General features: G+C 73.0%; 17 protein-coding genes. 4 read left to right on the top strand and 13 right to left on the bottom strand.

Annotated elements, in window-relative coordinates:
• Positions 1–27 precede the first annotated feature (27 nt).
• The 4 genes from egtB to ACGF3C_RS32670 form a co-directional block, all read right to left on the bottom strand.
• Positions 28–1,365, bottom strand: a complete 1,338-nt coding sequence (egtB, locus tag ACGF3C_RS32685; RefSeq protein ID WP_357230990.1) for an ergothioneine biosynthesis protein EgtB — start codon at positions 1,363–1,365, stop codon at positions 28–30.
• Positions 1,366–1,385: 20 nt separating this feature from the next.
• Positions 1,386–2,621, bottom strand: coding sequence for an ergothioneine biosynthesis glutamate--cysteine ligase EgtA (gene egtA / locus ACGF3C_RS32680; protein WP_357230981.1), 1,236 nt, complete (start codon positions 2,619–2,621; stop codon positions 1,386–1,388).
• A gap of 157 nt (positions 2,622–2,778) precedes the next feature.
• Entirely contained in the window at positions 2,779–3,597 is an 819-nt protein-coding gene (locus ACGF3C_RS32675; RefSeq protein ID WP_393227592.1) for a hypothetical protein, read from the bottom strand.
• Positions 3,598–3,613: 16 nt separating this feature from the next.
• The gene (locus tag ACGF3C_RS32670; protein ID WP_393227590.1) at positions 3,614–4,246 is read right to left on the bottom strand and encodes an RNA polymerase sigma factor; all 633 of its coding nucleotides are present in this window, start codon (positions 4,244–4,246) and stop codon (positions 3,614–3,616) included.
• 539 nt (positions 4,247–4,785) lie between these two features.
• On the opposite strand from ACGF3C_RS32670, the gene ACGF3C_RS32665 reads away from it, so the two are divergent.
• Together ACGF3C_RS32665 and ACGF3C_RS32660 are read left to right on the top strand one after the other, a co-directional pair.
• Positions 4,786–6,153: a protein kinase gene (locus ACGF3C_RS32665; RefSeq protein WP_357227002.1), complete on the top strand. Its 1,368-nt coding sequence runs from the start codon at positions 4,786–4,788 to the stop codon at positions 6,151–6,153.
• Positions 6,154–6,277: 124 nt separating this feature from the next.
• A complete protein-coding gene (locus tag ACGF3C_RS32660; RefSeq protein ID WP_393227588.1) occupies positions 6,278–7,540 on the top strand; it encodes a nucleotide sugar dehydrogenase in 1,263 nt (420 codons plus the stop codon).
• Positions 7,541–7,651: 111 nt separating this feature from the next.
• Here ACGF3C_RS32660 and ACGF3C_RS32655 read toward each other — a convergent pair whose 3' ends face one another.
• From ACGF3C_RS32655 to ACGF3C_RS32640, 4 genes are all read right to left on the bottom strand, one after another.
• A complete protein-coding gene (locus ACGF3C_RS32655) occupies positions 7,652–10,126 on the bottom strand; it encodes an ABC transporter permease (RefSeq protein WP_393227586.1) in 2,475 nt (824 codons plus the stop codon).
• A 147-nt stretch (positions 10,127–10,273) separates the two neighbouring features.
• Positions 10,274–10,939: a response regulator transcription factor gene (locus tag ACGF3C_RS32650; protein ID WP_357197819.1), complete on the bottom strand. Its 666-nt coding sequence runs from the start codon at positions 10,937–10,939 to the stop codon at positions 10,274–10,276.
• Positions 10,936–12,156 (bottom strand): sensor histidine kinase, encoded by a 1,221-nt coding sequence (locus ACGF3C_RS32645; RefSeq protein WP_393227585.1) that lies wholly within the window; start codon positions 12,154–12,156, stop codon positions 10,936–10,938. The genes ACGF3C_RS32650 and ACGF3C_RS32645 overlap by 4 nt, the downstream gene beginning before the upstream one ends.
• Positions 12,157–12,183: 27 nt before the next feature.
• The gene (locus ACGF3C_RS32640; RefSeq protein WP_357230058.1) at positions 12,184–12,891 is read right to left on the bottom strand and encodes a DUF305 domain-containing protein; all 708 of its coding nucleotides are present in this window, start codon (positions 12,889–12,891) and stop codon (positions 12,184–12,186) included.
• A gap of 138 nt (positions 12,892–13,029) precedes the next feature.
• On the opposite strand from ACGF3C_RS32640, the gene ACGF3C_RS32635 reads away from it, so the two are divergent.
• Both ACGF3C_RS32635 and ACGF3C_RS32630 read left to right on the top strand, forming a co-directional pair.
• Positions 13,030–14,475, top strand: a complete 1,446-nt coding sequence (locus tag ACGF3C_RS32635) for an LVIVD repeat-containing protein (protein WP_393227583.1) — start codon at positions 13,030–13,032, stop codon at positions 14,473–14,475.
• Positions 14,476–14,621: 146 nt separating this feature from the next.
• The gene (locus ACGF3C_RS32630; protein WP_393227581.1) at positions 14,622–15,833 is read left to right on the top strand and encodes an SLC13 family permease; all 1,212 of its coding nucleotides are present in this window, start codon (positions 14,622–14,624) and stop codon (positions 15,831–15,833) included.
• Between the two features lie 4 nt (positions 15,834–15,837).
• Here the strand turns inward: ACGF3C_RS32630 and ACGF3C_RS32625 are convergent, their stop codons facing one another.
• The 5 genes from ACGF3C_RS32625 to ACGF3C_RS32605 form a co-directional block, all read right to left on the bottom strand.
• The gene (locus tag ACGF3C_RS32625) at positions 15,838–16,665 is read right to left on the bottom strand and encodes a MerR family transcriptional regulator (RefSeq protein ID WP_393227580.1); all 828 of its coding nucleotides are present in this window, start codon (positions 16,663–16,665) and stop codon (positions 15,838–15,840) included.
• A 61-nt stretch (positions 16,666–16,726) separates the two neighbouring features.
• Positions 16,727–18,316, bottom strand: a complete 1,590-nt coding sequence (locus ACGF3C_RS32620) for an asparagine synthetase B family protein (protein WP_393227578.1) — start codon at positions 18,314–18,316, stop codon at positions 16,727–16,729.
• Positions 18,317–18,320: 4 nt separating this feature from the next.
• Positions 18,321–19,289, bottom strand: a complete 969-nt coding sequence (locus ACGF3C_RS32615) for a DUF5715 family protein (protein ID WP_357230068.1) — start codon at positions 19,287–19,289, stop codon at positions 18,321–18,323.
• Positions 19,290–19,717: 428 nt separating this feature from the next.
• Positions 19,718–20,515 (bottom strand): isocitrate lyase/phosphoenolpyruvate mutase family protein, encoded by a 798-nt coding sequence (locus ACGF3C_RS32610; RefSeq protein WP_393227576.1) that lies wholly within the window; start codon positions 20,513–20,515, stop codon positions 19,718–19,720.
• A complete protein-coding gene (locus tag ACGF3C_RS32605; RefSeq protein ID WP_393227574.1) occupies positions 20,512–21,450 on the bottom strand; it encodes a cytochrome P450 in 939 nt (312 codons plus the stop codon). The genes ACGF3C_RS32610 and ACGF3C_RS32605 overlap by 4 nt, the downstream gene beginning before the upstream one ends.
• Positions 21,451–21,465: the final 15 nt, after the last annotated feature.

The following is a 21,465-nucleotide window of genomic DNA, read 5'->3' as shown; positions in this document are numbered from 1 at the left end:
CCGCCGGGCCGCCGGTCGTGCGGCGACTCACCGGTACGACTCGTCCGGTCGCGCGTCCCGGGCGCAGCGGAAACCGCTGAAGATCTGCCGGCGGATCGGATAGTCCCAGTTACGGAAGGTGCCCCGGCAGGCAGAGCGGTCGGTGCCGAACGAGCCACCACGCAGCACCCGGTGATCGCCGCCGAAGAAGACCTCCGAGTATTCCCGGTAGGGGAACGCGGCGAACCCCGGATGCCCGTCGAACGCTGTCGAGGTCCACTCCCAGACATCGCCGATGAGCTGGTGCACACCCAACGGCGAGGCGCCGCCCGGGTACGCGCCCACCGGCGCCGGCCACAGATGGCGTTGGTCGAGGTTGGCGTGCGCCTCGGTCGGGTCGTCGTCCCCCCAGGGGTAACGACGCGACCGCCCGGTCGTCGGATCCCACCGGGCCGCCTTCTCCCACTCCGCCTCGGTCGGCAGTCGCTTGCCGGCCCACGCCGCGTACGCCTGCGCCTCGTACCAGCACACATGAACCACCGGCTCGTCGGCGCGGACGCGCGCCCACTGACCGAAGCGCCGATACGACCAGTCGTCGCCGTCGGAACGCCAGTGCATCGGGGCGCTCAGCTGCTCCCGAACCCGATGCTCCCAGCCGGCAGCGCTCCACCAGCGCTGTTCGGTGTAGCCGCCGTCGGCGATGAAGGCCGCGTACTGGCCGTTGGTCACCGGTGCGGCGTCGATGACGTACGCCGGGAGGTCGACCCGGTGCGCCGGACGTTCGTTGTCCAACGCCCACGGATCGGTGTCGGTGCCCATGGTGAACTCGCCGGCCGGCACCAGCACCTCCGCGCCGACCCGGACCGACGGCTCGGGCGGTGCCGGGGCGTGCAGCACCGCCGGCCCCGAACGCAGCTGGTGGGTGGCGAGCATGGTCTCGTCGTGCTGCTGCTCGTGCTGCACGATCATGCCGAAGGCGAACCCGTCGGCGACCAGCGGCCGCTCGGTGAAGGTCACCGCGTCGAGCAGGTCGTGCACCTTGTCCCGAACGGTCGCCAGGTAGGCGCGCGCCTCCGCGGGCGGCAACAGGGGCAGCGCGGGGCGGTCCCGGCGCGGCTGCTTGAACGCGTCGTACAGCTCGTCGATGTCGCACCGGACCGGCTCCCGGCCCCCGACGTCCCGGACCAGCCAGAGCTCCTCCTGGTTACCGACATGGGCGAGGTCCCAGACCAACGGCGACATCAGCGGTGAGTGCTGGCGCGTCAGGTCGGCGTCGTCGACCGCCTCGGTCAGCAACGCGGTGCGGGCGCGGGCCCGCGCCAACTCCACAGCGATGTGGTCGCGCAACCCCTCGCCGTCGACGCGGCCCGCCTGCGGGCCTCGCACCACCGGCTCACTCCTCGCGCTCACTGGTGTCTCCTCTCCGCGGCGGCCAGCCGCTGGCGTAGCCCTCGCCGGATCTCGTCGTGGGTGCTGGCCGGCAGCTCCAGTCGTGGCATGGTGCTCATGGCCAGGTCGAGCAGGGCCGCCGCGGCGGCGGCCAGCGCCGGGTCGGCCAGGCCGTGTCGGGCGGCGGCCGACCAGCGGTGCGCCACCGGCGTGGCGATCGTGTACGCCTCGCGCACGGTGCCCGGGTCAGCGAACAGGGCGGTCAGCACCGCCAGTGGCAGCCGCCAGCCTTGATCGGGTTGGGCGTCGAGGTAGCGCAGCTCCAGGTAGCCGCGCGGCCGTACCGGCGGAAAGAGGGTGCTGACGTGGTAGTCGAGGTCATCGGTGGTGGGCGGTCGTGGCAGCGCGCCGTCGAGCCAGTCGGCGAAGGTCACCCCGGGCGGCGCGGCCCAGTCGGCGCCGTGCCGGCGCAGACAGAGCAGCGGCGCGGCGAGCACGTAGCTGATCCAGGCGTCGATCGGATCGTCCTCGGCTCGGGAGGGCGACCAGACCGGGCGGGTCCGAGCCGGGTCGATGGCCAGCCAGGCGGCCATCCGGGCGGAGGCCCAACCGGTGCGCCGCCCGGCGTGTCGGGTGGCGGAGGCGAACGCCGCGAGCAGTGGGGGCCCGACCGCGTGGGCCGCGGCCCACCGGTCAGCGACCTGGTCCGGCTCACCGGCGTCGAGGCAGATCTGCAGGCCGGCGGTGCTGTACATCATCGTGCGGCCGGCCGGGCCGTGGCGGTCGAAGGCTCCGCGCATCGCGCGGTAACGGGGAGTTTCCACCACCGGGCGGGGCCGTCGGTGGGGGTCGATGCCGCTGCTGCCGAGGATCAGCCCGGCGGCGGCCAGCAGGTCGGTGACCTGGGCGATGTCGGCCTCGGTGGCGCGGATCAACGTGGCGACCGAGGGGCGGGGCGGGGTGGAGATCTCCAACTGGCCACCCGGCTCCAGGGTGACCATGCCGCCGTGCCGCAGCGGCTCGGCTGGGCTGGTGGCATCCAGCGTGGCGGGGCTGTGCCGCCCCAGCGCCGCCCGCAGCCGCGTCGCGTCGACGGGGCGGGCGGGATCGGCGGCGTCGTGCACTGTCCATTCCAGTTCGACGCCGGTGTGGGTGGGTGGGCCGGTCTTGAAGCAGATCCGGGCGAGGTGTCGGACTGCGGCTGCGGACTCGCGCAGGATGGCGCTGCGGTCCAGGTCGGATGACGTCACCAAGGGTCGGGCCCCCTCTCCGTGTGCCAGGTCCGGCACACTCTGCCACCGTAAACCCACCCACCGACACCGTCGGAGGCGTGCACGGTGCCGCCAACCTCTGTCTAACAGACGAATTTCCGAAGCAGGGCGGAACCAAACCGCTCCCACCGCCGACCGGTCAGTCGTGGGCGCGGTGGCCCGGTCCCGGCGGTGACGGCGGGGCTTTCCCCGAAGGGGACGGCCTGCCCTTCGGGGACTCGGAGGGTGTGACCTTCGCCGGCTCGGACGGCTTCGTCTCGGGTACCAGCCGCTGGCAGTACGCCTCGACCTCGGCGGGGCCGCCGGCGGCGGTCACCAGCTTCTGGAAACCCGGCGTGCGCAGTGCCTTCTCCCGCTGCTCGGGCTTCTTCGCCCGCCACGCCCGGCACAGTCCGTGCACCTGGCCGGCGGTGGTGGGACCGGCCGGCGGCGTGGCGGTGACCGACGGCGGCGCACCCGGCGGCGACGCGAGGCCGGGGCCCACCGACCGATCGGGCTCGGCCGAGCGGGATGTGCCCTGGTGCGGCGAGGGTGACGGGCGCGGCGGTGCCGGTGCGACCGGGTCCGGCCCCAGTTCCCGGGTGACCGCGGCGAAGGCGGCTCCGGCGGTGGCGGTGGCTGCCACCGCGCCGATCCAGGCCACCGCGCCGGTGGTCATCCGGCGACGGCGTGGCCGCTGCGGCACGGCCGGCGCCGGGTTGACCCGGGCGGCCCGGAACGCGGCCACCGCGGCGTCCTCCCCGGCCAGTTCGCCAGGGCGGACGGGGCCGGCCGCCGCGGCGAGCAACGCGGCCACCGGCTCGGCCGGGGGCACGTCGCGGGCGCTCAGGTGCGCCTCGGGTGAGTTCGCGTCCACTGCGGCGCAGGGGCCCTGATCCAGCGTGGCGTCCGGCCGGGCAGAGGCCGCGTCGAGCAGCCGCTCGGTGTCGGCGTGGTCGGCCCGCCGGAACGGGTTCATCGGGAGTCCCCTCACGTCAGCCGTCCACCGGTTCGACGTGCGATGCCCGCAGGGCGGGGCCGCCCCCCGCACGTGGCGGTGGCACCCCCTCGACCCCGAGCGACGACTCGGCCGGGCTCTGCCGCTCCAGCAGGACCGCGAGCCGGCGTAGGCCACGGTGGGCGGCGGTCCGCACGGCGCCGGCCCGGCGGCCCAGCACGCGGCCGGCGGATCCCGCGTCCAGCCCGATCACGGCCCGCAGCAGGACTGCTTCGGCCTCCCGGGGCGGGAGGGTGGCGATCAGCGCGAGGGCGGTCTCGGTACCGAGCGTCTCGCTGGCTCGCTCGGCGGTGTCCGCGTCGCTGGCGAGCTCGACGAGCGCCTGCACCGGGACCGGGAGCGAGGGGCGGCGGCGCATCCGGCGCAGGTGGTCCATCGCGCGGTTACGGGCGATGGTGACCGCCCAGGCCCGGAACTCGCCCCCGGTGAAGCCGGGCAGGTCCCGGGAGATCTGGAGCCAGGTCTCGCTGGCGACGTCCTCGGCGTCGGCCCCGACCAGCGCGGTCAGGTACCGCAGCAGTCCGGGCTGGAGGCTGCGGTAGAGAAAGCGGAACGCCTCCTCGTCCCCGGCCTGCGCCGCGGTCACCACCTCCGACAGGTCGGCGGTCATCCGCGGTCCGCGCATTGTTCGAGGCGTGTCGGCCCGACCAGCCGGGCTGGCGCGCACCACGCGGCACGAGTCCTCCGCCCGATCAGCACCGGTACCGCACCGCCCTCCACCGCTCTGATTGTGCCCGCGACCATGATTGTCGGGGCGGCGTGTCCGGGGGCCGACGCCAGGGTGGTCGGTCGGCGCGCTGCGCGCCGAGGTAGCCGGGAGGGCCCCGAGCCGGGCTAACGCTAAAAGGGGGCTCACGACGCGACAAGTCGGCGTCGTGTCACGGAAGAGTGACAATTATCAACCCGACTCGACGGCGCGTCGTCGTCACGGGCAGTACGCGACGGACGCCAACCACGCCTTGAGGCGGTTTCTTGCCACCGTTGACGACCCGAGCGACGAAAATAGTCGCTTTTCGTGACAGCGCACATCCACACCGTCACGAAGGGTCGGCGTCCACACAGGTCAGGCCGGATCAGCCGGTCTGAACCAGCCGCCCGGCGGCCCTGCCACGGTGCGCCGCCCCGCGCCACTCTAGGTACGGTAATGCGGTGTTGTCATCGGAGGTCGTACTCAGCGGTCGCTACCGCTTGGACGAACGTGTCGCCACGGGCGGTATGGGCGACGTTTGGCGTGCCTCCGACCTGATCCTCGGCCGGCAGGTGGCGGTCAAGGTTCTCCTGCCGGCGCTGGTCTCCGATCCCGATTTCATCGCCCGGTTCCGGGCCGAGGCCCGGATCATGGCGGCGCTGCGGCACCCCGGCATCGTGCAGGTCTTCGACTGCGGTGCGGACGACCTCCCCGACGGCGGGCGGGCGGACTACCTCGTCATGGAGTTCGTCGCCGGCGAGCCGTTGTCCAAGCGGATCGAGGCGGCCGGGCGGCTCGACGTGGCCGAGACGATGTCGATCGTGGCCCAGGCGGCCGCAGCGCTCAACGCTGCGCACCGCGGCGGCATCGTGCACCGCGACGTCAAGCCCAGCAACCTGCTGGTGCAGGAGGACGGCACTGTCGTCCTGGTGGACTTCGGCGTGGCCCGCTCCACCGACATCACCAGCATCACCAGCACCAACGCGGTGCCGGGCACCGCCCTCTACATGGCTCCCGAGCAGGCCGCCGGAAGGCCGGTCAGCGGCGCCACCGACATCTACGCCCTGGGCGCGGTCACCTACTGCTGCCTGACCGGCAGTCCGCCGTTCACCGGCGACAATCCGCTCCAGGTCGCCGTGCGGCACCTGGACGACGAGCCGCCGGAGCTGCCGCACGACATTCCGGAGGCGGTCCGCGCCCTGGTGTCGCGGGCCCTGGCAAAGGATCCGCTGGAGCGGTTCACGAGCGGAGCGGCGATGGCCGAGGCCGCTCGGACGGCGGTCACCGGCGGCGAGCCGCCGACCGCGATGGCCGGGCCGGTCGCGCTGCGCGACGCTGGGCCGGGCACCCGGACGGACGTGCCGGCCGGGGCGGCGGTGGCGGACGGGCGCCAGCGACGGCGGGGTCCGCTCGTCGGCGCGGCGGCGGCCATGCTGGTCGCGCTGGTCGGGCTCGGCGCGGCGCTGGCCGCGACGCGTGACGTCGGCGATAACCCGGCGGTCAATCTGCCGGCCACCTCGCCGACGGTGGCGCCGACCGGCCCCGTCGACCTGCCCGCGGCGAACGAGCAGATCACCAGCGTCGAGCCGGGCCGGCCGGACCGGCCGCACGTCCCCGGCAACTCCCCGTCGGCGTCGGTCTCCGCCACGCCGACCCCGCAGCCGAGCCAGACCGTCAACTCGCCGACGCCGTCGGTGGGCGTCACCTCGGCACCGCCCCCCACCAGCGCCGCGCCCACCACGGCCGCGCCGCCGACGACCAGCGCACCCGCTGATCCACCCGCCACCTCCAGTGCGCCGGTCGAACCGGAGGTGCCGGCGGGCGGTTGATCCGACCGCCGCGCCGACCCCCGCCCGTCCCAACAGCACCGATATCCCCAAAACGGACTTACGGCGCCGAAGACGCCTCTAGGCTCTCAGCAGGCTATTTACACCATCTGCCGCGGGAGCCTGGGTGAGCGCTGAAAAGCTGGTCGTGATCGGTCAGGGGTACGTCGGACTGCCGCTGGCCATGCGGGCCGTCGAGGCGGGCCTCGACGTTGTCGGTCTCGACGTCGACGCCGACCGGGTGAAGCGTCTCGCCTCCGGCGAGTCGTTCGTCGAGGACATTCCGGCCGACCGGCTGGGCCGCGCGTTGGGCAGCGGCCGCTACCACCCGAGCACGGAGTACACCGACGCCGACGGGTTCGACATCTGCGTCATCACGGTGCCGACCCCGCTGCGCGACGGGACCCCGGACCTGAGCTTCGTCGAGCAGGCCGGCATCGGTATCGGCCCGTACGTACGCCCGGGCTGCACGGTGATCCTGGAGTCGACCACCTACCCGGGCACGACCGAGGAGCTGCTGCGCCCGCTGTTGGAGTCGGCGAGCGGCCTGACCAGCCCCGGTGACTTCCACCTCGGCTACAGCCCTGAGCGGATCGACCCGGGCAACCCGACCTGGCGCCTGGAGAACACCCCGAAGGTGGTCTCCGGTGTGGACCCGGCGGCGCTGGCCCGGGTGGACGGGTTCTACCAGCGCCTCGTGGAACGCACCGTAGCGGTGGACTCCACCCGCGTCGCCGAGCTGACCAAGTTGATCGAGAACACCTTCCGCCAGGTCAACATCGCGCTGATCAACGAGCTGACCATGCTCTCGCACCACCTCGACATCGACGTCTGGCAGGCGATCGACGCCGCCTCGACCAAGCCGTTCGGCTTCATGCCGTTCCGACCCGGCCCCGGCGTCGGCGGGCACTGCCTGCCGATCGACCCGTGCTACCTGTCCTGGCAGGTCAAGCGCCGTCTCGGGCGGCAGTTCCGGTTCATCGAGCTGGCCAACGACGTCAACCACGAGATGCCCGAACACGTCGCGCAGCGGATCATGGGAGGGCTGAACCGAAACGGCCGGGCCGTCAGCGGCGCCCGACTGCTGCTGCTCGGTCTGGCGTACAAGAAGAACACCGGCGACATGCGCGACTCCCCCGCTGTGGACGTGGCCCGTCGCCTGCAGTCCCTCGGCGCCGAGCTGCACGCCGTCGAGCCGTACGCCGAGGCGCACCAGATCCCGGCCGGAATCACAGTGGTGGAGCTCAGCGAGCGTGAGGTGCGCGCGGCCGACGCGGTGGTGGTGGTCACCGACCATGACACCTTCGACTACGACCTCGTGGTCAGGCACGCCCGCTACGTCTTCGACACCCGCAACCGGTGCGCCGGCCCGATGGTCGAGCGCCTGTAGACCCGGCACCGCTGGCCGGTCCCGCCGCCGGGGAAGATGGCGGGACCGGCCGGCGGATGTCCGTCCGGTCCCCGGGGTCTGACCCGGCCGGTCCGGACTCCGGCGGCCGGGTCACTGGTCCGCGAGCGCCTCGACGACCGGGCGGGACAGCGCCCGGCGGGCCGGTAGCACCGAGGCGAGCAGGGCGGCGAGCACCGCGACACCGAGGATCAGCCCGAGCTGGCCGAGCGGCAGCACCACGTGAAAGTCGCCGCCGAGGCGGTCCAGCAGCGCCATCGTGGACGCGCTGACTCCGGTGCCGAGTCCGACTCCGAGCACCGCGCCGACCAGCGCCATCAGCACCGCCTCGACGGCGAGCACCGCCCGCATCCGCCCTCGGGTGAGCCCGACCGCCCGCAGCACGGCGTTCTCCCTGGTCCGTTCGACCACGGACAGGCTCAGGGTGTTCGCCACGCCGACCAGGGCGATCACGACGGCCAGACCGAGCAGCGCGGTAACGAAGGCGAGCAGCATGTCCACAGTGCCGGTGAGCATCTTCTTGTAGGCGCCCTGGTCCATCAGGTTCACGGTGGGGTAGCGGCCCAGCACCACGGTGATCGCGTCGCGGGCCCGCTCGGCGCTCACCCCGGCGGCGGGGTCGATCTCGGCCAGGTAGCCGCGCAGGGCGGGGAAGAGGGCGGCGAAGTCCTGGTCGGACAGGTCGATGACGTGACCCGCTGGCACCTCACCGTCCGGGGTGTCGTCGGTGACCACGGCGGCCACCCGGAACGCTTTCCCCCTGACGGTCACCGGGGAGCCCACCTCCCAGCCGCGGGCCCGCGCCAACTCGCTGTGCACCAGCACCTGCCCCGGCCCGACCCGTTCGACGTCGCCGGCCAGCACCCCGCTCAGGGTCCGGCCCACGAGCGCCGGGTGGGCCGCGCGGATCTCGACGTCGTCGACGACAGTGCTGCGCTGCTCGTGCACCACACCCAGTTCGGGACGGGAGGCCAGCTCACCGACGAGCGCCGCCGGCAGGTCCTGACCGATTCCGCTGACCACGAAGTCCGTTCCGATCTGGGCGTCCACGCTGCGTTCGATGCCGTCCTTGGTGCTGCGCGCACCGACCATGAACGCTGAGACCAGTCCAATGCCGATCACCAGCGCGGTGGCGGTCGCGGCGACCCGCCGTGGATTGCGCACCGTGTTGCTGACCGCCAGTTCGCCGACGGCGCCGAGCACTCGTCGGACCGGCCAACCGAACACCCGGGCCAGCGCGGGGACGAGCACCGGCCCGAACAGCACGATCCCGAAGAAGGTGAGCACCCCACCGACGGCCACCAGGAGTAGCTGGCCGGCGCTGGCGGCGCCCGCGAGGGCGGCCACCCCGACGGCGAGGACCACCGCGCCGATGCTCAGTCGCACCCGGCCGGCACCCCGGCTGGGCTGTACCGCGGCGTCGGTGAGTGCGGCCACCGGGGCGATCCGCGTCCCCCGCCAGGCCGGCAGGAGGGCGGCGCACACGGTGAGCGCGGTGCCCAGCAGCAGGCCGGTGAGCACTGTCGAACCGGTCACGGTCAGCCCACCGGTGACCGGCACGTCCAGGTGGGACAGCACCAGCCGCAACCCGGCGGCGAGGGCCACCCCGAGCAGCACCCCGAGCGCGGAGGCGACCAGCCCCAGCACCGCCGACTCCAGCAGTGTGGACCGGAAGACCTGTCCCCGGGTGGCGCCGATCAGGCGCAGCAGCGCGGTCCGTCGGGTGCGCTGGGCCAGCACGATCGCGAAGGTGTTGGCGATCACGAAGCCGGCCACCACTATCGCGACCCCTACGAAGATCAACAACAGCATGCGGAACTGGTCCACGTTGCGCACCGCGTCCTCCACTGCCTCGTCGAGGATCTGCTGGCGGCTCTTCACGGTGGCTTCGGCGCCGGACACGGCGCGTACCTTCTCGGTGAGCGCGCCGACGTCGGCGCCCGGTCGGGCCGCCACCATGATCCGGCCGTAGCCCCGCTCGCCGGTGAGGGTCAACGCGTCCGGCCCGACCAGGCCGACGAACGGACCGCCGATGTCGCGGGCGGTGCCGGCCACGTCGACGGTGCCCACCAGGGTGTACGGGCGGGCCGCCCCACCGGTGGCGCCGATCCGGACCGCCGCGCCGAGCCCGAAGCCCTGCTCGGCCGCCGTCGGTGCGTCGAGCACCACCTCCCCGGCCCGGTCGGGCAACCGGCCGGCCACCACGTCGTACGAGCGCAGCGCGTCCTCGGTGGGGATCGCGACGAGCATGGTGAAGCCGAGCACCGGCCGACCGTCGGCTCCGACGATCCCGGCGGTGCTGGTCAGCTCACCGGCGGCGGCGGCCACCCCGTCGACCGCCCGCACCCGGTCGACCAGTGCCGGGGGCAGCACCTCGCGGCCCGCCGAGTAGACCCCCAGGTCGGTGTGGCGGTCGAAGGTGCCGGCCCGCTCGTACGCCCCGGTCCGCATCCCGTCGACGAAGATCATCGTGCCGGCGACGAACGCGACGCCGAGCACGACGGCGAGCGCCGAGAGCAGCATGCGCAGCGCCTCGGCGCGCAGCGAACGCAGGGTCAGGCGGATCATGCGGGGCTCCCGGTGCAGGTGGCGGATCGGACCCCTCCGACGCTATGGCCGGCACCGGTCTGTCGATCTCCACCTGTGCGCTCGACCTGCGTGCGCCCCGGGTCGCGGTGCGAACGCCGGCCGCTACGACCCAGGTCGTACGCGGAGTCATCCGCCGGGCGTGACCAGCCCGCTCTCGTACGCCAGGACCACCGCCTGGACCCGGTCGCGCAGCTGAAGTTTGCCCAGGATCCGCCCGACGTGGGTCTTCACCGTCGCCTCGGCCACGTGCACCCGGGCGGCGATCTCCGCGTTGGACAGCCCCTGGGCGACCAGCAGCAGCACCTCCCGTTCCCGTTCGGTGAGCTGCGCGAGTCGAGGGTCGGCGCTGGGGGCGGCGCCGAGCTGCCCGGCGAACCGGTCCAGCAGCCGCCGGGTGATCGACGGAGCCACCACCGAGTCGCCCTGGGCCACCACCCGGATCGCGGCCAGCAGCTCCTCCGGCGGGACGTTCTTGAGCAGGAAGCCACTCGCCCCGGCCTGCAGCGCCGCGAACGCGTCCGCCTCGGTGTCGAAGGTGGTCAGCACCAGCACCCGAGGGCCACCCGCTGGCCGCTCGGCGCAGAGTCGACGGGTCGCCTCCACCCCGTCCATCGTGGGCATCCGGATGTCCATCACGACCACGTCGGCCTCGGTGCGGGCGAGCACCCGCAGGGCGTCCGCGCCGTCGATGGCCTCCCCGACGACCTCCAGGTCGGGCTGGGATTCCAGCACCATCCGGAACCCGGCGCGGACCAGCGCCTGGTCGTCCACGATCACTACCCGGACCGTCATGCCGCGATCACCTCCGTTGCCGGCTCTGACGGTAGCGGCAGCCGAACCTCGACCTGCCAGCCCCCGGTCGGCCGGGGACCGGCGGTGAGGCTGCCGTCGTACACCGTCACCCGCTCCCGCATGCCGAGCAGGCCGTGACCGCCGGACGGCGCCGGGCTGACCAGCGGGCGGCCGCGACCGTCGTCGACCACCCGGACCACGACGGCCTCGGCGGTGTACGACAGCACGACCTCCACGCCGGCGCCGACGCCGGCGTGCTTGAGGGCGTTGGTCAGCGCCTCCTGCACGACCCGGTAGACGGTCAGCTCCAGGCCCGGCGGCAGGGCCGGTGGCACACCGGTGACGGTGCTGCGGACGTGCAGACCGGCGTCGTCGAACCGGGCCAGCAGGTCGGGCAGCTCGGCCAGCGCGAGGCGTCGGTGCTCGGGGTCGGCCGCCACCGCGAGCCCGTCGGCCCCGTCCGCGCCGGCGGGGCCGGCGTCGCGGAGAACGCCGACCAGGCGGCGCATCTCCTCCAGCGCCTGCCGGCCGGTGTCCGCGACCACCTTCACGGCGGTGCGCGCCTGGGCGGGGTCACGGTCGAGCATGAACCGGGCCCCGTCCGCCTGGACGATCATCACAGCCATGCTGTGGGCGACCACGTCGTGCAGCTCACGGGCGATCCGGGTGCGTTCCTCGGCGACCGCCGCCCGGGACTCGGCCTCCCGCTCGCGTTCCAGGGTGGTGGCCCGCTCCTCCAGGCTGAGCACGTAGAGCCGGCGGGTCCGCACGTTCAGCGCGACCAACCACACCGCGCCGGTGACCAGCGCATACCACAGCGCGGTCACCCACCACTGGATGACGTTGGGGGTCTGCGCGGCGGCCAGCAGCACCCCGACGGCCGCGACAGCGCCGGCCAACACGCCGTCGCGCAGCCGCCGGCCGTACTTCACCACGCTGTAGAGCGCGATCAGGACGGCCACGTCGTAGATGAGTGGACCCCAGCGGGCGATGACCTGGATCAGCGCGAGCGCCGCGACCGCGACCGTCACCGCGCTCGGGTGGGTGCGGCGGAACAGCAACGCGACCGCCATCCCCAGGCCGACCGCCGTGGCCGCCCAACCGCCCGGCTGGTTCACCGCCGCGGCTAACGAGACGAGGACCACCAGCGCGGCGACGGCCACGTCGAAGGCGACGCCGCGCAGCGGGCGACCGAACAGGGTGCGTGTCACGGTCACCCAGCGTACGTGCCGGGGCGCTCGGGCTCAGCCGCCGAGGACTTCGCGCATGCGGTCGATCTCGACGGTCTGCTCGGTGGCGACAGAGTTGGCGAACTCGTTGAGCGTCAGGTCGGAGCCGACGGTGAGCAGGTTGGTGGCCATCTCGATGGCGCCCTGGTGGTGCTCGGTCATCATCCGGACGAAGAGCGTGTCGAAGTCAGCGCCACGGGCCGCGGCGAGCTGCCGCATCGCCTCTGGCGACTGCATGCCGCGCATGGTGCCGTGGTCGTGCCCCTGCACCTCCGCCGGGAGGCCACGGGTCTGCAGCCAGCCGCGCATCATGCCCATCTCCGGCCCCTGGCTGGCCCGGATGCGCTCGGCGATCGCCCGGACGTCGGGGTCGGCGGCCCGGTCGGGGGCGAGCTCCGCCATCGCCAGGGCCTGCGCGTGGTGCGGGATCATCATCCGGACGAACCAGACGTCCAGCGAGTTGTGCGGGGCGGGACCGGCGTCGCGGACCTCGTGCGCCGGGCGGGTGGCCGCCGTCTCGCCCGGACGGCCGGGCGCGATGACGGTCAGGTCGGTGGGGACGGGGCTGGCCGGGGGCGACGCGGCGGAGGTGGCGGGGGCGGAGACCGGCTGCGGTGCGCCCGTACCGGTGTCGCCGTCGAGGCGGATCACCATGAACACCACCAGCGGCAACACGAGAGCCAATGTGACGACGGCCAGGATGCGTGCGCGCCGGTTGGTCATGGGCCACTCCCTGCAGTCGAGGTCACCGCGATGCTATCCATTGAAGAACCCGCTTTCATGTGATCCAGCTCACATCGACGATCTTCGTCGAACGGTAACGTGTCAACCATCGTCTCCCCCTTGCGAAGGGCCCCGCCGATGATCAGATTCCACAAGCCACGGTTACGACAACTGCGTGTCGTGGCGCTCGCCACGACCGGCCTCCTCGTCGCCAGCGCCCTCGTCGCCCCGGCGAGCAGCGCCCAGACGGTGCCGCAGGCGGCCCCGGCTCCCGCGCTCACCAACGCGATCCCCGGCGTCGACGAGATCGTCAGCAGCCCCAACCTGCGCCAGATCGCCAACCTGCCCAAGGTCGCCCCACTGGACGCGACGAACAGCGACATCGCCTTCCAGGGCAAGTACGCGTTCGCCGGCAACTACAACGGCTTCGTCATCTACGACATCTCGCGGCCCAGCGCGCCGACGGTCAAGGCCCGGGTGCTCTGCCCGGGGTCGCAGAACGACATCTCCGTCCACGGTGACCTGCTCTTCCTCTCCACCGACTCGTCGCGCAGCGACGACTCCTGCAACAGCACCACGCAGGGAGCGGACGTGAAGGGCTCGTGGGAGGGCATCAAGGTCTTCGACATCAAGGACAAGGCCAACCCGCGCTACATCAAGTCCGTCGAGACCGCCTGTGGCTCCCACACCCACACCCTGGTGCCGGGCAAGGACCGCAAGGCCGTCTACCTGTACGTCTCGTCGTACAGCCCGCGGGCCGAATTCCCGGACTGCCAGCCGCCGCACGACTCCATCTCCATCGTGAAGGTGCCGCTGAAGAAGCCGACCGACGCGGCAGTGGTCGCGACGCCGAACCTCTTCCCGGACGGTGGCTTCCCCGGCAGCCCGACCGGCTCGGCGACCACCGGTTGCCACGACATCACCGCCTACCCGTCGAAGGACCTGGCCGCCGGCGCCTGCATGGGTGACGGCATCCTGCTCGACATCAAGAACCGCGAGGCCCCCCGGGTCATCAACCGGGTCCGGGACGAGACCAACTTCGCGTTCTGGCACTCGGCCACCTTCAACAACTCCGGCACCAAGGTGATCTTCACCGACGAGCTGGGTGGTGGCGGGGCGGCGACCTGCAACGAGACCGTCGGCCCGAACCGCGGCGCGGACGCCATCTACGACATCGCCGGCCGCGGCAACGCCCGGACGATGACCTTCCGCAGCTACTACAAGATCCCCCGGGCGAACGCCGACACCGAGAACTGCGTGGCGCACAACGGCTCGCTCATCCCGGTGCTCGGCAAGGACATCATGGTCCAGGCGTGGTACCAGGGTGGCATCTCGGTGTTCGACTTCACCGACTCGGCCAACCCGAAGGAGATCGCCTTCTGGGAGCGCGGCCCGCTGTCGGCCGACACCTTCGTCGGCGGCGGCACCTGGTCCGCGTACTACTACAACGGCCACATCTACTCGAACGACATGGTGAAGGGCCTGGACGTCCTGGAGCTGAACGACTGGCGTACCTGGTCGGCCAAGCTGACCCGTTACCAGGAGCTCAACGTGCAGACCCAGCCCAGCTACCTGGGCTGGTAGGCACCGCGCACCACACCGGGCCCGGTCCCCGATCGTCGGGGGCCGGGCCCGGCCCGTGCCCGGCGGCAGGTCGCCACGGTGGGGCTGGTCACCAGGGCGTGGGGTTGCCGGGCACCTGGTCAGACCCTGTGTCAACGTGAACAGTTGTGACCCTCGCAGCCCCGCCCGAACCGACCACGCGTTGGCGGCCCCACCCGCTGGACGTGGTGGCGGCCGTCCTCGCCGTCGTCGGGGCGGCCTGCGCGTTGAGCGGGCTACTCCCCCGGGCGGAGACCACCGCCACCCTGCACCGGATCCTGCCGCTGCTGCTGTTCCTCGGCACCGTGATCGTGCTCGCCGAGCTGACCGCGGTGGCCGGTGTCTTCGACGTGCTGGCCAGCCGACTGGCCATCGCCTCCCGGGGCAGGTGGGCCGCGCTGTTCCTGCTCTGCGGCGGTCTCGCCACGCTGACCACCCTTGTACTCAACCTCGACACCACAGCCGTACTGCTCACCCCGGTGCTGCTCGCGCTGGCCCGCAACCTGCGGATCCCCGCCGCCCCGCTCGCCGTCACCACGGTCTGGTTGGCGAACACCGCGAGCCTGCTGCTGCCGGTGTCGAACCTGACCAACCTGCTCGCCGCCGACCGGGTCGGGCTGGCACCGCTGACGTACGCGGCTCGGATGGCGTTGCCGCAGCTCGCCGCCGTGGCGGTCACCATGGCCCTGCTCTGGTTCGGATGGTGGCGGCGGGAGCGGCCCGCCGGTGGACGCTTCGTCCCGCCGACCCGGCACGTACCGGCCGACCCGGTGCTGCACCGTACGGCGCTCGCCGGTTGCCTGATCTTCGTCGCCGGCATCCTCGCCGGCGTGGAGATCGAGATCGCCTCCACCGTCGGGCTCGCGCTGGTGCTGGTCGGGTTCCTGGTCCGCTCCCCCACCACGCTGCGCCCGGGGCTGGTCCCGGTGCGCCTGCTGTTCTTCGTCACCGGCCTGTTCCTGGTGGTGCAGACCCTCGGCCGGCACGGCCTGGACGACCTGGTCGGCACTTTGGTCGGCGCCGACGGCGGCGCCCTGGGCGCCCTGCGCGCCGGCGGCACCGGAGCGCTGCTCGCCAACGCGGTGAACAACCTGCCCGCCTACCTGGCCGGCGAGTCGGTGCTGCCGGCCAGTGACCACACCCGCCTGCTGGCCCTGCTGATCGGCACCAACGTCGGCCCGCTGGCCGCCCCCTGGGCGTCACTGGCCACCCTGCTGTGGTTCGAGCGCTGCCGGGCGGCCCGGGTCGCGGTGCCGGTGACCCGCTTCGTGCTGACCAGCACCCTGCTCGCGGTCACCGCGACGCTCGCCGCGGTCGGCGCGCTGCTGCTGGTGAGCTGAGCGCTCAGTCGCGGTACACGGCGACCTGAAGCTCGGTGACGCCCTTCTCCGGGGTGTCCGGGCAGTAGTCGAGGTAGACCTCCCGGGCGAAGCCGTCGGTGCGGTAGCCGTTCTCCTCGATCCACCGGGCGAGCGCCTGCATGCTCGGCTCGACGTCGTCCATCGCCCCGTGATGAATGATCGTCGCAGCGGTGCGCAGCTCCGGCAGGTCGCGCACCGTGACGTCGGGCGCCGCGGACGGCTCGGCGTCGACGAGCACACCGGCGTGGACGACGACAGCGTCGCCGCCCGGGTCGACGGGCTCGTACCAGGCGATGCTCGGCCCCGTCGGGGTGATCCTGGCGGCGCTCAGCCGACGGAACAACTCCGGGTAGAGCGGCTGGATCACCGGGCCGATGTCCTCACCCTGGTAACTGGGCGCGACGGCGGTCAGCTCCGCCACGCGGACCGGCGCGATCTCCTTGAGGACGACGTCCTGGGTGGTCATCCGACCCTCCGACTCGATCATTCGAAGCCTCGCCTCGACGGCCGTGAGCCGGGCCGTGTCGGCGGCCAACTGTTCCGCCAGCTGGCTCCGGCGCAGCCGCAGCATGCCGCGCAGCTCGGCCACGTCGACGGCGTCGTCGACGATGGAGCGCACCTGTTCGAGGGTGAGGCCCAGCTCCTTGAGGGCGATCACCCGGTTGAGCCGGCGCAGTTGGTCGGCGCGGTAGAAGCGGTAGCCGGTGTGCGGGTCGACGCTGGCGGGGGGCAGCAGGCCGATGCTGTCGTAGTGGCGCAGCATCCGCACCGACACCCGGCCGAGTCTGGCGAAGTCTCCGATGGTGAACATGGCCCCCTCACACTCGTCCCTGACACCGTGTCAGAGTCAAGCGTGGCGTGCGGGGCAGCCGTCAGTGGCGGGCGGGGCGGGGGCCGACCAGCCGGCGGACCATCGGAGCGGCGTTCCACTTGGCCGCGCCGACCAGGTCGCGGGCGTGCTCCAGGACCGTGTAGTCGGGTCGGGTCAGCCCGTCGGCGATGGCCCGGTCCAGGTCGTTGCCGCAGCGGCTCAACACGGTGTCGAAGTCCCGACGGACCGGCTCCTGCAGGTCGTAGCCGAAGGAGCGGTGCAGCCGGGCGAAGAGCGGCTTGTACAGCCGGACCCGCTCGTGCAACCCCGACGAGTACGACATCGGGTTCTTCCGACGGCGGAGGATGTAGTCCGGCAGCACGTCGGCGAACGCCCGCCGGACGATCCACTTCTCCTGCCCGTGGCGCAGCTTCAGATCCACCGGCAACCGCATCGCCAGCTCCACCACGCTGAGGTCGAGGAACGGCACCCGGGCCTCCACGCCGTACGCCATCGCGGCCCGGTCGACGCGCTGCAACTCGGTGCGGCACAGGTTGCGGATCCGGTGCAGGAACAGGCGGCGGGCCGCCGCCGGGGCGACCTGGTGATACATCGGGTACCCGCCGAACAGCTCGTCGGAGCCGTCGCCGGTCAGCACCACCTTGATGCCCAGATCGCGGAGCCGCCGGAAGATCGGCACCGAGACGACCGCGTTGATGATGTCGCCGTACTCGGTCAGCTCGGAGATCCGGACGGCCTCGCGGACGTCGGCGAGCCGGATGTCGCGCGGACGCAGTTCGACCACCACGTGTGGCACGTCGAGGTCGGCGGCGAGCCGCCGGGCGTACGCCACGTCGGGGCTGTCCGCGACGCCGACTGTCACCGCGACGCAGTCCGGGTGAATGTCGCGGACCTGCCGCAGGGTCAACGAGCTGTCCAGGCCACCGGAGAGCACCACCCCGACGGTCAGGTCGGTCTCCACCCGCATCCGGATCGAGTCGCTGAGCGCTGCGCGGACCAGCAGCGCAGCCTCGTCCGGGTCGTCGATGACCGGTAGGCCGTCGGCGATGGTGAGCAGGTCGACGTACGGACTCAGTCGCACGTGCCCGTCCGCCTCCGCCCAGCCGTGGTGCCCGGGCGGCACCTCGACGATCGGGGCGCCGTGCCCGACGAGCGCCTTGACCTCGGAGGCGAGGTGCAGGCAGCCGGGTCGTCGGGACCAGTACAGCGGCTTGACCCCGAGCGGGTCGCGGGCCAGGTACGCCCGGCCGGTGGCCCGTTCGACGACCGCGAAGGCGTACTCGCCGCGGAGTCGGGTCGCCGCCGCCTCGCCCCACTGCTGGAACGCGGCGAGCAGCACCTCGGTGTCGCTCTCGGTGCGGAAGGTCTGCCCCAGGCGGGTCAGCTGCGCCCGCAACTCCCGGTGGTTGAAGATTTCGCCGTTGAAGCAGAGCAGCCACCGCTCGTCGGTCGACGTCCACGGCTGCACCGCCCGGTCCCGGTCGACGATCCGCAGCCGCCGGGTGCCGGCGAGCAGCCCGCTCTCGGACCGGGTCTCGGTGACCTCACCACGCGGGGCCAGGGCGGCGAGCATCCGCCGGAAGGTCGCCGGGTCGGCCTCGGGGCCGATGCTCAACGCGATGCCGCACACCGGCTCAGACCCCCATCTCGGCCTCGTAGGACCGGCGTAGGCGACGCCGGGCGGTGGGCGCGAGACAGAGGTGCCAGGCCTGCCCCTCGTCGATCACGTTCAGCTCACCGGCCTCCTGCCGGCTCAGCAGCAGTTCCGCCAGGGCCTCGCGCGCGCCGAAACGCTCGAACCAGGCCAACTCGACGTCGGCCGAGTAGCCGAGGCAGTGCCCGCTGGGCAGCATCGCCGCATAGCCCAGACGGCGCAGCCGGTACTGGTGTTCGGCGCTGCGGACCAGGCTGGTCACCCAGAGCGGCGGGGTGGCCGGCGGCGCGACGGCGGAGAACTCCCGTCCGATGTCGTTGAGCAGCGCCACCACCTCGCGCCGGGCGCGGCGGAACAGCAGCCCCGCGGTGCGCGGGGTCGCGTCGGGTCGCAGCCGGCGACGCAGCCCGCGGGCGGCCCGGCCCAGTATCGTGGCGGGCTGCTCCTGGTAACGGAAGCGCAGCAGGTCGCGGCGGCGCAGCCATTCCAGGTCGACCAGCTCGGGGCTGCCGTTGACCTGGTCGTCGGTGACGAAGGTCGGTGCGTCCTGCCACCACAGCACGTCGATGCGGGAGAGCAGGTAGATCCGGACCAGCGCGCTGAGGTCGGTCGCCGACGTGCGCTCGTTCGGTTGGTAGCGGGCCATCTCCAGCAGCAACGTCTCGCGCGCGCCGATCAGCCCCTGCGGGGTGGCGTCGAGGACGGCGGCGAGCGCCGGTTCCCGCAGCCGCTCGTCGATGAGCACCTGCCGGGCCCGGGTGCTCGCCGCGTCGGCCAGTGCGCCGACCTCGACCAGCAGTTCGGCGACGGCGGCCCGGTAAGCGGGCAGGTCGGGGGCGGGGGCGGACACGCGGCGGGGGGTCGCACCGGAGGGTCGACGGCGGGCCGGAGCGGTGGGCGACGGAGGCGAACCGGGCTGCTGTCCCGGGCTACGGCTGGGCACTCGCATGACGGGTCCCTCTCTCCGGTCACGGCATTGGGTAGGTTCGCCCTGAAACACACCGTAATCATCGGGACCGGAACGGACCGAACATTCCTCCTATTTCCCCTCGAAGGGTGCGCGGACGACGCACCGGCCCGGGCGGTGGCACGTCAATGTGGCGCCTTTGGAGCTGATGTCGTCAACGAATCACCACCGCCGCGCCCCGTCCTGGCGGCGGCCCGCCTGGGGAGACCACCCGAGCGCGAGCCCGAAAGCCCGGAGCGAGCGGGCCCGTGATGTCACAAACGATTCAGCTCCAAAGGCACCGACCAACCCGCCACCCACCACCATCGGGCCGTCCCGCGCGGGCCCGAACACGGCCGCGCCGACGGGACGCAAAGCACGAGCCAAGCCCAAGCCCACCACGCACCGCCGAGCCCCCCGGGCCGCCACCGTCAGTCGCCGCCCGTCGGCACCAGGGCCTGCACCTCGGCGTACGACGGCAGTCCCCCCGCAGCGGTGGGCCCGCCGTCGCGGACGGCGTCGGCGGCGGCGAGCGCGGCGCCCAGCGCGGCCCGGAACAGCAGCGAGCCGGTGCTGACCCGGGCCACCCCGGCCCCGCCCAACTCAGCCAGCCCTGGGCCGCCCGGCTGGTACAACGCGTTCACCGGAGCGTCGATCCGCTCGGTGAGGACGCGCAGGGTGGCCAGGTCGGCGGTCCCGGGCACGAAGATCCCATCGGCACCGGCCATCTGGTAGGCACGTGCACGGGCGAGGGTCTGCGGCAGTGGTTCGTCCACCCCGAGCCACCAGGTGTCGGTGCGGGCGTTGACGAACAGGTCCGGCACCGCCGCCTTCACCGCCACAATCTTGGCGGCGGCGACCTCGGTGTCGGCGAGGGTGCCATCGGCGCGCCCGTCCTCCAGGTTGATCCCGACCACGCCGAGCCCGGCCAACTCCCTGACGTACTCGGCGACCTCGGCCGGGTCGTCACTGAATCCGGCCTCCACGTCCACGCTGAGCAGTACCGGCAGGCGAGCCAGCCGGCGGGCCAGGGCGAGGGTCTCCGCTGCGGTGGCCGCGACGCCGTCGGGAAGGCCGGCGGTCGCGGCGACCCCGAGGCTGGTGGTGCCGATGGCCGGATGTCCACGCGCGGCGAGCGCCGCCGCCGAGGCGCGGTCCCACGCGTTGGGCAACAGCAGGGGGCGGCCGGCGCGGTGCAGGGCGTGGAACGCGGCCCGACGTTCGATCATCGGGCGCTCACCTCCAGGGTTGTCGGCACCCGCAGGGTCGGGTGCGGTTCGTAACTCATCGGGGTGGGGCCGCGCCGGCAGCGTTCCCGCAGCACGTCGAGCACACCGGTGGCCAGCGCCAGGGCGTGCCGGTCGCCGGGGCAACCCCGCTCCCCCGTCCCGAAGGTCAACTGCCCGGCACCGGGCCGACCGGGCCGGAACGTCGCGGGTTCGGTGAACACCTGCGGGTCACGATTGGCCGCGTCGAAGCGCAGCAGCACCGGGCTTCCGGCCGGCAGATCCCGCCCGCCCAACCGTACCTCGTCGACGGTGACCCGTCGGGTGGCCCGGACCGGTGGGTCGAGGCGCAGCACCTCGGCCAGCAGGTCGGCGGTCCGCGCCGTGGTCGGCACACCCGGGGGCAGCAGCTGATGGGCGGCGGCGCCGATCAGGCCGGCGGTGGCATCACACGCCTGGACCAGCAGACCGATCAGGTTCGCCCGTACCTCCGGCGGACCCTGCGGCGCGAGCGCCAGCAGCGCCGTCACCGCCACGTCGGCCCGCGCGGTCAGGGCCGGGTCCACCCCCGGGTGGTACGCCGCCGCGACGACCGCGACCGCCGTCCCGACGGCTGCCGGATCAGCGAAACCGAGGCGATCGGCCAACGTCCGCAGCGGCACCGGCCGGGCCAGTTCCCGCATCACGTCGACGCTGTCGCCGGCACGGTCGAGAACGGCCACGGTCAGCCGCACCGCATCCAGTCGCAGGTCGTCCGGGGCCAGCGGGGCCAGCGCGCGCACTGCGACCGCCCGACGGTCGGCGTGCCGTAGCGGTGGACTGAAGCGGCTGACCGTGGCGCGCAGCCAGGCGAGGGTGCCGGGCGGACCGGTGTCGACGGCAGGCACCTGGAACGCCGGGTCGGTCAGCGCGGCGCGCACGTCGGCGTGCCGGGTCACCCACCAACCGCGTTC

Origin of the sequence: Micromonospora sp. NPDC047762 (assembly GCF_043204655.1) — a bacterium.
Lineage (GTDB): Bacteria > Actinomycetota > Actinomycetes > Mycobacteriales > Micromonosporaceae > Micromonospora.
This window is presented reverse-complemented; position numbering and strand designations above follow the sequence as displayed.

Excerpts from the sequence above, each read along its gene's own strand:
- ACGF3C_RS32670 (WP_393227590.1), bottom strand. The coding sequence starts at position 4,246 with ATGACCGCCGACCTGTCGGAGGTGGTGACCGCGGCGCAGGCCGGGGAC.
- ACGF3C_RS32650 (WP_357197819.1), bottom strand. The coding sequence starts at position 10,939 with ATGACGGTCCGGGTAGTGATCGTGGACGACCAGGCGCTGGTCCGCGCC.
- ACGF3C_RS32610 (WP_393227576.1), bottom strand. The coding sequence starts at position 20,515 with ATGATCGAACGTCGGGCCGCGTTCCACGCCCTGCACCGCGCCGGCCGC.
- ACGF3C_RS32675 (WP_393227592.1), bottom strand. The coding sequence starts at position 3,597 with ATGAACCCGTTCCGGCGGGCCGACCACGCCGACACCGAGCGGCTGCTC.
- ACGF3C_RS32625 (WP_393227580.1), bottom strand. The coding sequence starts at position 16,665 with ATGTTCACCATCGGAGACTTCGCCAGACTCGGCCGGGTGTCGGTGCGG.
- ACGF3C_RS32655 (WP_393227586.1), bottom strand. The coding sequence starts at position 10,126 with ATGATCCGCCTGACCCTGCGTTCGCTGCGCGCCGAGGCGCTGCGCATG.
- ACGF3C_RS32615 (WP_357230068.1), bottom strand. The coding sequence starts at position 19,289 with ATGCGAGTGCCCAGCCGTAGCCCGGGACAGCAGCCCGGTTCGCCTCCG.
- ACGF3C_RS32635 (WP_393227583.1), top strand. The coding sequence starts at position 13,030 with ATGATCAGATTCCACAAGCCACGGTTACGACAACTGCGTGTCGTGGCG.
- ACGF3C_RS32640 (WP_357230058.1), bottom strand. The coding sequence starts at position 12,891 with ATGACCAACCGGCGCGCACGCATCCTGGCCGTCGTCACATTGGCTCTC.